Origin of the sequence: Isoptericola sp. b408, assembly GCF_030588085.1 — a bacterium.
Classification (GTDB): domain Bacteria; phylum Actinomycetota; class Actinomycetes; order Actinomycetales; family Cellulomonadaceae; genus Isoptericola; species Isoptericola sediminis.
The window spans coordinates 209,013-219,351 of sequence record NZ_JAUQYQ010000005.1 but is presented as its reverse complement, the minus strand read 5'-3'; the positions used below and the strand labels follow the sequence as shown (position 1 = coordinate 219,351).

General features: G+C 73.4%; 9 protein-coding genes. 8 read left to right on the top strand and 1 reads right to left on the bottom strand.

Features of this window, described 5'->3' with window-relative positions:
* Nucleotides 1-101: 101 nt before the first annotated feature.
* The gene (gene tkt / locus Q6347_RS14635) at nucleotides 102-2,213 is read right to left on the bottom strand and encodes a transketolase (protein ID WP_304607733.1); all 2,112 of its coding nucleotides are present in this window, start codon (nucleotides 2,211-2,213) and stop codon (nucleotides 102-104) included.
* Nucleotides 2,214-2,616: 403 nt separating this feature from the next.
* On the opposite strand from tkt, the gene Q6347_RS14630 reads away from it, so the two are divergent.
* The 8 genes from Q6347_RS14630 to der all read left to right on the top strand — a co-directional run bounded on the left by Q6347_RS14630 (nucleotide 2,617) and on the right by der (nucleotide 10,274).
* Complete coding sequence (locus tag Q6347_RS14630) at nucleotides 2,617-3,531, top strand: heme o synthase (RefSeq protein WP_304604451.1); 915 nt, start codon at nucleotides 2,617-2,619, stop codon at nucleotides 3,529-3,531.
* Between the two features lie 91 nt (nucleotides 3,532-3,622).
* Nucleotides 3,623-4,579 carry a site-specific tyrosine recombinase XerD gene (xerD, locus tag Q6347_RS14625; protein WP_304603997.1) on the top strand — a complete coding sequence of 319 codons (957 nt, stop codon included), beginning with the start codon at nucleotides 3,623-3,625 and terminating at the stop codon, nucleotides 4,577-4,579.
* Between the two features lie 109 nt (nucleotides 4,580-4,688).
* A complete protein-coding gene (locus tag Q6347_RS14620) occupies nucleotides 4,689-5,600 on the top strand; it encodes a ParA family protein (RefSeq protein ID WP_304603996.1) in 912 nt (303 codons plus the stop codon).
* The gene (locus Q6347_RS14615) at nucleotides 5,584-6,465 is read left to right on the top strand and encodes a ScpA family protein (RefSeq protein ID WP_304603995.1); all 882 of its coding nucleotides are present in this window, start codon (nucleotides 5,584-5,586) and stop codon (nucleotides 6,463-6,465) included. The genes Q6347_RS14620 and Q6347_RS14615 overlap by 17 nt, the downstream gene beginning before the upstream one ends.
* Nucleotides 6,462-7,121 carry an SMC-Scp complex subunit ScpB gene (gene scpB / locus Q6347_RS14610; protein ID WP_304603994.1) on the top strand — a complete coding sequence of 220 codons (660 nt, stop codon included), beginning with the start codon at nucleotides 6,462-6,464 and terminating at the stop codon, nucleotides 7,119-7,121. Before Q6347_RS14615 ends, scpB begins: the two co-directional genes overlap by 4 nt.
* 38 nt (nucleotides 7,122-7,159) lie before the next feature.
* A complete protein-coding gene (locus Q6347_RS14605; protein WP_171245711.1) occupies nucleotides 7,160-7,969 on the top strand; it encodes a pseudouridine synthase in 810 nt (269 codons plus the stop codon).
* A 50-nt stretch (nucleotides 7,970-8,019) separates the two neighbouring features.
* Nucleotides 8,020-8,718 carry a (d)CMP kinase gene (cmk, locus tag Q6347_RS14600; RefSeq protein ID WP_171245712.1) on the top strand — a complete coding sequence of 233 codons (699 nt, stop codon included), beginning with the start codon at nucleotides 8,020-8,022 and terminating at the stop codon, nucleotides 8,716-8,718.
* Nucleotides 8,715-10,274 (top strand): ribosome biogenesis GTPase Der, encoded by a 1,560-nt coding sequence (gene der / locus Q6347_RS14595; protein WP_304607732.1) that lies wholly within the window; start codon nucleotides 8,715-8,717, stop codon nucleotides 10,272-10,274. The genes cmk and der overlap by 4 nt, the downstream gene beginning before the upstream one ends.
* Nucleotides 10,275-10,339 lie beyond the last annotated feature (65 nt).

The window sequence follows — 10,339 nt, the reverse complement described above, 5'->3', positions numbered from 1 at the left end:
CCTGCTTGCCCATGATGAGCGGCTGCAGCACGTGTCCCTCGAGCTGGCCGATGGCGGCGATGCCGAGCGTGACGATCAGCGCTGCACCGCCGTCGGTGGGTTCACTCGCCGCGGACGGCGGCGAGCGACTCGCGCGCGGCCGTGGCCACGGCGTCGGCCGTGATGCCGAACTCGCGGTAGAGCGTCTGGTAGTCCGCGGACGCGCCGTAGTGCTCGAGCGAGACGGACCGGCCGGCGTCGCCGACGATCCCGCGCCAGCTCAGCGCGATGCCGGCCTCCACCGAGACCCGGGCCCGGACCGCGGCGGGCAGCACCGACTCGCGGTACTCGGCGTCCTGACGGTCGAACCACTCGAGGCTCGGCATCGACACCACGCGGGCGGCGATCCCGTCGGCGGCGAGCTGCTCGCGCGCCTCGACGGCGAGCTGGACCTCCGACCCGGTGCCCACGAGGATCACGTCCGGCGTGCCGTCGGTGTCCAGGAGCGTGTAGCCGCCGCGGAGCGTGCCCTCGGCCGCCGCGAAGCCGTCCTCGCCCCGCGGGAAGGTCGGCACGCCCTGCCGGGTGAGCACGAGTCCGGCCGGGTTCGAGGTGTTCTCGAGGATGCCTCGCCAGGCCCAGGAGGTCTCGTTCGCGTCCGCCGGGCGGACGACGTCCAGGCCCGGGATGGCGCGCAGGGCGGCGAGGTGCTCGACGGGCTGGTGGGTGGGGCCGTCCTCGCCCAGGCCGATGGAGTCGTGGGTCCACACGAACGTCGAGGGGATCTCCATGAGCGCGGACAGGCGGACCGCGGCCCGCATGTAGTCCGAGAACTGCAGGAACGTCCCGCCGTAGGGGCGCGTCAGGCCGTGCAGCACGATCCCGTTGAGGATCGCGCCCATGGCGTGCTCGCGGATGCCGAAGTGCAGCGTGCGGCCCTGCGGGTTGCCCGGGAACTTCTTCGTCGCGTGCTCGAACGGGATGAAGGACGGCTCGCCGTCCATCGTGGTGTTGTTGGAGCCGGCGAGGTCGGCGGACCCGCCCCACAGCTCGGGCAGCACGTCGGCCAGCGCCGACAGCACCTTGCCGGAGGCGGCGCGGGTGGCGACGCCCTTCTCCGACGCCTCGAACTCGGGCAGGGCGTCCGTCCAGCCGGCGGGCAGCTCGCGGGCGCTGAGCCGCTCCAGCAGCTCGGCCCCCGAGGGGTTGGCGGTCTTCCAGGCCTCGAACGCGGTGTCCCACGCGGCCCGGCCGGAGCTGTGGCGCTCGGCGACGGACCGGGTGTGCTTGAGCACGTCGTCGTCGATGGTGAAGGTCGCCTCGGGGTCGAGGCCCAGCGCCTTCTTCAGGCCTGCGACCTCCTCGGCGCCGAGCGCGGAGCCGTGGATCCCGCCCGTGTTCTGCTTCGTGGGGGAGGGCCAGCCGATGATCGTGCGCAGCGCGATGATCGACGGCTTGCCGGTCTCGTTCTTCGCGGCGTCCAGGGCGGCGGCCAGCGCGTCGGTGTCCTCGGCGTAGCCGGTGCCGCCGTCGGTCCAGTCCACGCGCTGCGTGTGCCAGCCGTAGGCCGCGTAGCGGGCCAGCACGTCCTCGGTGAACGCGATCTCGGTGTCGTCCTCGATCGAGATCTTGTTGTCGTCCCAGATCACCACGAGGTTGCCGAGCTGCTGGGTGCCGGCCAGGGACGAGGCCTCGGAGGTGACACCCTCCTGCAGGTCGCCGTCGGAGGCGATGACGTACACGTGGTGGTCGAAGGGCGAGGTGCCGGGGGCGGCCTCGGGGTCGAGCAGCGCCCGCTCGCGGCGCGAGGCGTAGGCCATGCCGACGGCGGAGGCGAGACCCTGGCCCAGCGGGCCGGTGGTGATCTCCACGCCCGGGGTGTGGCCGTACTCGGGGTGGCCCGGGGTCTGGGAGTTGAACGTGCGCAGCGCGGCGAGGTCGTCCATCTCCATGCCGTACCCGGCCAGGAACAGCTGCAGGTACAGCGTGAGCGACGAGTGCCCGGCCGAGAGCACGAACCGGTCGCGGCCCACCCAGGTGGGGTCGGTGGGGTCGTGCCGCATCGTCTTCTGGAACAGCAGGTACGCGGCCGGGGCCAGCGACATGGCCGTGCCGGGGTGACCGCTGCCGCACTTCTCCACGGCGTCGGCGGCCAGAGCCTTGATGGACTTGACGGCCCGCTCGTCCAGGTCGTTCCACTCGAGGGGGGCCGGTGCGGGATCGAACGCGTTCACGAATGCCTCTTTCCTGCCCGAGGCGCTGCCCCGGGTTGCTCTGCTGTACCGGTGCCGGGCGCGGCGGCTCCACCCCTCAGGAGGCGGGGGCCTGGCGCCGTGCGCAGCGGTCGACCCGGTGCGCACGACGGCACCGATGCCCTGCGTTGTGCGTCTCCACACTAGCGGGGAGTGCCGTGGGCCGCGTTCGGCGCCGCCGACCGTCCCACCATGTGAGCGCCCCGGCGACACGCACCGCGCGGCCGGAGGAATCTCACAGGTCACCCGCGCCCCGCGGGGGCGACCGACCTCCGCGTGGCGCGTACGATGGGACCGCCCGGAACACCCTCGCGAACGGAACACTGCGCGCGTGAGCACCATCAGCCGCCCGACGGACTCCTCGTCGACCCCGACACGCGCTGCCGTGCACGGGTCGGCCACGCGGCGCTCGGCCGGCTGGCGTGACCGGGTGGGCGCCTACGTCGCCCTGACCAAGCCCCGCATCATCGAGCTGCTGCTCGTGACCACGGTGCCCACGATGATCCTCGCCGAGGGCGGCCTGCCCGACCTCTGGCTCGTCGTGGCGACGCTGGTCGGCGGGGCGCTCGCGGCCGGCTCGGCCAACGCGTTCAACTGCTACCTCGACCGCGACATCGACGAGATGATGAACCGCACCAAGCGGCGTCCGCTCGTCACGGGGGAGATCCGCCCGCGCAACGCGCTGATCTTCGCCACGGCGCTCGGCGTGGTGGCCCTGGTCTGGTTCGCCTGGCTCGTCAACGTCGCCGCCGCCTGGCTGACCTTCGCGGCGATCGCGATCTACGTCGTCGGCTACACGATGATCCTCAAGCGCCGCACCCCGCAGAACATCGTGTGGGGTGGCATCGCCGGATGCATGCCGGTGTTCATCGGCTGGGCGGCCGTCACCGGCGGGCTCAGCTGGGCGGCCGTGGCGCTGTTCGGCGTCATCTTCTTCTGGACGCCCCCGCACTACTGGCCGCTGTCGGTGAAGTTCAAGCAGGACTACGCCACCGCCGGGGTGCCGATGCTCCCCGTCGTGGCCACCGACCGCCGGGTCGCCGGCGAGATGCTCGGTCACACGATCGCGATGATCCTCTCCTCGCTGGCGCTCGTGCCGCTGGCCGGGATGACCTGGGTGTACACCGTGGTCGCGGTCGGGCTGGGCGGATGGTTCCTCTGGTTGACGGTCGCCATGCTGCGCAAGGCCCAGGGCCGGACCCGCAACGGCCCCGGGGCGATGAAGGTGTTCCACGCCTCCATCACCTACCTGACCCTGCTCTTCGTGGCCGTCGCGGTCGACGTGTTCCTGCCGTTCTGACCGCCGGCGCCCGACGAGCGCCTCGACGGGGTGCTCGACGCGCTGCCCGGGCTGCCGCTCGACGACCGTTGCCCGGGGGCATGATGGCCGGGTGACCTCGACGCCCACGGACCTGCCCGCCGCCCTCGAGTCGGGGCTGCGCGACTACCTCGCCCACCTCCGGGTCGAACGCGGGCTGTCCACCAACACCGTGCAGGCCTACCGCCGGGACCTGACCCGGTACGCGGACTTCCTCGGCGTCCGCGGCCGGACCGCACCGGCCGAGGTCACCGAGGCGGACGTCGAGGCCTATCTCGACGCCGTGCGGGCGGGGGACGACGGCGGGCGTCCCCTGTCGGCGTCCTCCACGGCGCGGGCCCTGGCGGCGCTGCGGGGCTGGCACCGGTTCGCCCTCGCCGAGGGCGACGCCGACACGGACCCGAGCGCCGACGTCGCGGCACCCACCAAGACGCGTCGGCTGCCGCACGCCCTGAGCGTCGACGCCGTGGCCCGCCTCCTGGCCGCGGCCTCGGCGGGCGACGGGGCCACCGGTCTGCGGGACCGGGCGCTGCTGGAGCTGCTGTACTCCACGGGAGGGCGCATCAGCGAGGTGGTCGGGCTCGACGTCGACGACGTCGGGACCGAGGACGCCGTGCGTCTGTTCGGCAAGGGCGGCAAGGAGCGCGTCGTGCCCGTCGGGTCGTACGCCCGCGACGCGATCGACGCCTACCTGGTCCGTGCCCGGCCGGCACTGGTCGAGGCGGGGTCCGTGCGCGGCCGGAGCACCCCGGCGCTGTTCCTCAACGCCCGCGGCACCCGGCTCTCGAGGCAGAGCGCGTGGGCCGTGCTGCAGCGCGCGGCGGACCGGGCCGGGATCGCGGAGCACGTGTCGCCGCACACCCTGCGCCACTCCTTCGCCACCCACCTGCTGGCCGGAGGAGCGGACGTGCGGGTGGTGCAGGAGCTGCTCGGGCACGCCTCGGTCACCACGACGCAGATCTACACGATGGTCACCCCGGAGGCGCTGCGCGAGGTCTACGCCGCGGCCCACCCGCGGGCGCTCGGGTGACCGGCCGTGCCCCCGCGGTTCCGCGCGGCGCGCCGCGCGAGCGCCCGGTCCGGGCCCGTGGCGCGGTGTAGCGTGACAGCGTGACCGAGGCACCCGGGGGAGTGAGACGATGACGCAGCCGGCGACTGCCGAGAACACCCTGCCCGGGATCCCGGGTACCGCGGCGAACGAGGACGGTCCGCCCACGGACGTCGTCGGCCGCCCGCTGCCCGAGTTCCCCGTCCCCGCACCGCGGGACTCGCACGGTCCGGCCCGGATCGTGGCGATGTGCAACCAGAAGGGCGGCGTGGGCAAGACGACCACGACCATCAATCTCGGAGCCACGCTGGCCGAGTACGGCCGCAAGGTGCTCCTGGTGGACTTCGACCCCCAGGGCGCCGCGTCCGTCGGCGTGGGTGTCAGCCCGCACGAGCTGGAGCTCAGCGTCTACAACCTCGTCATGGAACGTGACGTGACCCTCGAGGACGTCGTCCGTCCCACGGCGATCGAGGGGCTCGACGTCGTACCGGCGAACATCGACCTGTCCGCCGCCGAGGTCCAGCTCGTCGGCGAGGTTGCGCGCGAGTCCGTCCTCTCCCGCGCGCTGCGCCCGGCGCTGGACGTCTACGACGTCGTGCTCATCGACTGCCAGCCCTCCCTGGGGCTGCTCACCGTCAACGCGCTGACCGCCGCCGACGGCGTCCTCATCCCGCTGGAGTGCGAGTTCTTCGCCCTGCGGGGCGTCGCGCTGCTCGTGGAGACGATCGACAAGGTGCGCGACCGGCTCAACCCGGACCTCGCCGTGGACGGCATCCTGGCCACCATGTACGACGCGCGCACCCTGCACTCGCGCGAGGTCGTCCAGCGGGTCCACGAGGCGTTCGGAGACACGCTGCTGCACACCGTCATCGGTCGGACCGTGAAGTTCCCCGACGCCTCGGTGGCCGCCGAGCCCATCACCTCGCACGCGCCGTCCCACGCAGGCGCGGCGGCCTACCGGCACCTGGCCCGTGAGCTCGTCGCTCGTGGCAGCGCCACCTGAGCGGACCCCGGCGGAGGCACCTGCGGGACAGGCCCGCGCCGGGGCGTTCGAGGTCCATCTCGACAACTTCGACGGGCCGTTCGACCTGCTGCTGTCCCTGATCAACGCCCGTGAGCTGGACCTGACCGAGGTGGCGCTGGCGGAGGTGACGGACGACTTCGTCGCCCACCTGCGCGCCGCCGAGTCCGCCGCCCGCGACGCCGCCGACCGCGGCGAGCAGCACCCCTCGTGGGACCTGGGGGCGGCGAGCGAGTTCCTCGTCGTGGCGGCCACGCTGCTGGACCTCAAGGCGGCCCGGCTGCTGCCCGGTGTCGTCGAGGAGGACGCCGAGGACCTCGAGCTGCTGGAGGCCCGCGACCTGCTGTTCGCCCGTCTCCTGCAGTACCGGGCGTACAAGGAGATCTCGGCCGTGTTCGCCGACCGCCTCGCCGACACCGGCCGCCGGGTGCCCCGGTCGGTCCCGATGGAGGAGCACCTGACCGCGATGCTCCCCGACCTCGTGTGGACCCTCGACGGCGACCGGCTGGCCGAGCTCGCCGCGCGGGCGCTCGAACCCAAGGTCCCGCCGGTGGTGGGCCTGAGCCATCTGCACGGCGCCGCCGTGAGCGTGCGCGAGGAGGCGCTCCTGGTCGCCGACCAGCTGCGGCGCGAGGGGACGGCGACGTTCCGCGCCCTGACCACGGGGGTGGAACGCCTCGTGGTCGTGGCGCGTTTCCTGGCGCTGCTGGAGCTGTTCCGCAGCGGCCAGGTGGGCTTCGAGCAGGTCACCGCCCTGGGAGAGCTGACCGTGCGGTGGACCGGCGGGGCCGACGACGACGTGGGCGACGTCGAGGAGTTCGACGGCGCCGTGGAAGGAGCAGCATGAGCGAGCACGTCCCCGCGACCGCTGGGACAGCGGTCGCCCCGGGCCCGGCGGCGTCGGGAGACAGTCCGGCACCGGTCGACGTCGACGACCTGCCCGGGGGTCTGCCGGCCGCCCTGGAGGCGATCCTCATGGTCGCCGAGTCGCCGGTCCCCGCCGAACGTCTCGCCGCGGCCGTCGCCCGTCCCACGGTCGAGGTGCACGCGGCGCTGGCGGCGCTCGCCGAGGAGTACCAGGGGGCCGACGGCGCCCGGCCGCGGGGTTTCGAGCTGCGCCGCGGGGCCGAGGGCTGGCGCATCTACTCCCATCGCGACCTGACCGACGTCGTCGCGCGGTTCGTGCTCGAGGGCCAGTCCTCCCGGCTGAGCCAGGCCGCCCTGGAGACCCTCGCCGTCGTGGCCTACCGACAGCCCGTCACCCGGGGCCAGGTCTCGGCGGTGCGCGGGGTGAACGTCGACGGGGTGGTGCGCACCCTGCTGGCACGTAACCTGGTGGCGGAGGTCGGGCAGGACCCGACCACCGGCGCGGTGCTGTTCGGCACCACCGGGGAGTTCCTGGACCGGATGGGCTGGACCTCGCTCGACGAGCTGCCGCCGCTGGCGCCGCACCTGCCCGGCGTGGAGGCGCTCGGCGGCCTGGAGGGCCTCGGCATCGACTGAGGTCGGCCCCGCTCCGGCGTCCTGCGACAATAGGGGCCATGCCCACCTCACGCCGCGGCGGGAGCCGCCGCTCCTCGCGCCGCCACGCCCCCGCGAACCCGCCGGTCGACGTCCACGTGCCCGACGGCGTCCGGCTGCAGAAGGTTCTCGCCCAGGCCGGCGTCGGCTCACGACGCGCCTGCGAGCAGCTCATCGCCCAGGGGCGGGTCGAGGTCGACGGCCAGGTCGTGGCCGAGCTCGGCGTGCGCGTCGACCCGGCCACCGCGGTCGTGCACGTCGACGGCCTGCGCGTCCAGCTCGACGAGTCCAAGATCACCGTGGCCGTCAACAAGCCGCTCGGCATGCTCTCCTCGATGAGCGACCCCGAGGGCCGGCCCACGGTGGCAGAGCTCGTGCAGGACCGCCCGGAGCGGCTCTTCCACGTGGGCCGCCTGGACGCCGACTCCGAGGGCCTGCTGCTGCTGACCAACGACGGCGAGCTCGGCAACCGGCTGTCGCACCCGAGCTACGAGATCCCGAAGACCTACCTCGTCACGGTCGAGGGCGCCGAGTTCTACCCGCGCCACGCCAAGGAGCTGACCGCGGGCGTGGAGCTCGACGACGGCCCGGCCCGCATGGACAAGGTCCGGGTCGTGGACTCCGTGCCCGGCCGCACCATGATCGAGGTGGTCCTGCACGAGGGTCGCAACCGGATCGTGCGCCGGATGTTCGACGCGATCGGCTTCCCGGTCACCCGCCTCGTGCGCACCCGGATCGGCCCGATCACGCTCGGCGACCTCAAGGCCGGCCGCACGCGCGTGCTCGGCCGCACCGAGCTCGGCACCCTGATGCGTGCCGTGGACCTCTGAGTCCACTCCCGAACGATCTGCCCCGTCCCCCGACAAGAGAGCGAACACCTGTGGTCACCATCGCCGTCGACGGCCCGTCCGGTTCCGGCAAGTCCAGCGTCTCCAAGGCCGTCGCGAGCCGCCTCGGCCTGGCCTACCTCGACACCGGCGCCATGTACCGGGCCGCCACCCTGTGGTGCGTGCGCACCGACGTCGCTCTCACCGACGCCGACGCCGTGGCCCGGGCCGTGCGCGACATGCCGCTGGAGATGGGCGTCGACCCGGCCGCCCCCGGCGTCGTGCTGGACGGCGACGACGTCGCCGCCGCGATCCGCACCACCGAGGTGTCCTCGGCCGTGTCGCAGGTCGCGACCAACCTCGAGGTCCGCGCCGAGATGAAGCGCCGTCAGCGGGCCATCATCGACGTCGAGGCGACCGACGGGTTCTCCGGCGGCCGCGGCATCGTCGCCGAGGGGCGCGACATCACCACCGTCGTGGCCCCGGACGCCGACGCGCGCATCCTGCTGACGGCCAGCGAGGAGGCCCGGCTGCGTCGGCGTTCCCTGGAGGTGCACGGAGCCGCCGACGCCGCGGCCGTCGACGCCACGCGTGACCAGGTGCTGCGCCGCGACCGCGACGACTCGACCGTGAGCCAGTTCCTCACCGCCGCCGACGGCGTGGTGACGGTGGACTCCAGCGAGCTGGACCTGGACCAGACCGTCGCCGCGGTCCTCACGGCCGTCGAGCGCCTGGGACAATGGCAGGCATGAGCACTCCCGCCGACGGTCCCGAGCCCCTGCCCGCTGACTCCGTCGACACCACGGACGCGCCGGTCGACACCGCCGAGGTCCTGGTCGAGGACCACGGAGCCCTCGTCACCCGCTTCGACGACGACGAGGCCCGCGAGCGCGCGCTGCGCGCCGGTCTCGAGGACTTCGAGCTCGACGAGGCCGACCGCGAGCTGCTGGAGACCGGGTGGGAGGACCTCGAGGCCGCACCGGCCGAGGCGCCGCTGCCGGTGCTGGCCGTCGTCGGCCGGCCGAACGTCGGCAAGTCGACCCTCGTCAACCGGATCCTGGGTCGCCGCGAGGCCGTCGTCGAGGACACGCCCGGGGTCACCCGCGACCGCGTGACCTACGCCGCCGAGTGGGCGGGCAAGGACTTCACGCTGGTGGACACCGGCGGCTGGGAGGTCGACGTCGCGGGCATGGAGTCCAAGGTGGCCGAGCAGGCCGAGGTCGCCATCGACCTCGCCGACGCGGTCGTCTTCGTCGTGGACGCCCAGGTGGGTGCCACGGCCACCGACGAGCGCGTCGTGGAGCTGCTGCGCCGCTCGGGCAAGCCGGTGATCCTGTGCGCCAACAAGGTCGACGGGCCGTCCGGCGAGGCCGACGCCGCCTACCTCTGGTCGCTGGGTCTCGGCGAGCCGATGCCGGTCTCGGCCCTGCACGGTCGGGGTCTGGGCGAGATGCTCGACGCCGTCCTGGAGGTGCTGCCGGACGAGTCCGCCCGCGGCGAGCTGCGTCCCGAGGGCCCGCGCCGGGTCGCCCTGGTGGGGCGCCCGAATGTCGGCAAGTCCTCGCTGCTCAACAAGCTGGCCGGCGCCGAGCGCGTCGTCGTGGACGAGACCGCGGGGACGACCCGTGACCCGGTGGACGAGCTGGTCGAGATCAAGGGCATCCCGTACTGGTTCGTCGACACCGCGGGCATCCGTCGGCGGGTGCACCAGACCCGCGGGGCCGACTTCTACGCGTCGCTGCGCACCCAGGCCGCCATCGAGAAGGCCGAGATCGCCGTCGTCCTCATCGACTCCTCGACGCCGCTCACCGAGCAGGACCTGCGGGTCATCTCCCAGACGGTCGACGCCGGCCGCGCCCTGGTCATCGCCTACAACAAGTGGGACCTGATGGACGACGACCGCCGGCACTTCCTCGAGCGGGAGATCGACAAGGAGCTCGTGCAGGTCACGTGGGCGCCGCGCGTCAACGTCTCGGCGCGCACCGGCTGGCACACCGACCGGCTGGTCCGGGCGCTGGAGACGTCGCTCGCGTCCTGGGACACCCGGATCCCGACCGGGCGCCTGAACGGGTTCCTCGGCGAGCTGGTCTCGGCGCACCCGCACCCGGTGCGCGGGGGCAAGCAGCCCCGCATCCTGTTCGCCACCCAGGCGTCCACCCGGCCGCCCCGGTTCGTCATCTTCGCCACCGGCTTCATCGAGGCCGGCTACCGCCGGTTCATCGAGCGCCGGCTGCGCGAGGAGTTCGGGTTCGAGGGCTCGCCGATCCGGATCAGCGTCCGGGTGCGGGAGAAGCGCCGCCGGCGCTGACCGGCGGGGCAGCTGTGACGTGCGTCGTACGTCCGCGGGGCGCGGTGCGATAGTCTCGTGGTGAA

Bases quoted from the DNA above. Each gene is read 5' to 3' on its own strand.
- Q6347_RS14620 (WP_304603996.1), top strand. From the start codon at position 4,689: ATGACGCAGCCGGCGACTGCCGAGAACACCCTGCCCGGGATCCCGGGT.
- scpB (WP_304603994.1), top strand. From the start codon at position 6,462: ATGAGCGAGCACGTCCCCGCGACCGCTGGGACAGCGGTCGCCCCGGGC.
- Q6347_RS14605 (WP_171245711.1), top strand. From the start codon at position 7,160: ATGCCCACCTCACGCCGCGGCGGGAGCCGCCGCTCCTCGCGCCGCCAC.
- der (WP_304607732.1), top strand. From the start codon at position 8,715: ATGAGCACTCCCGCCGACGGTCCCGAGCCCCTGCCCGCTGACTCCGTC.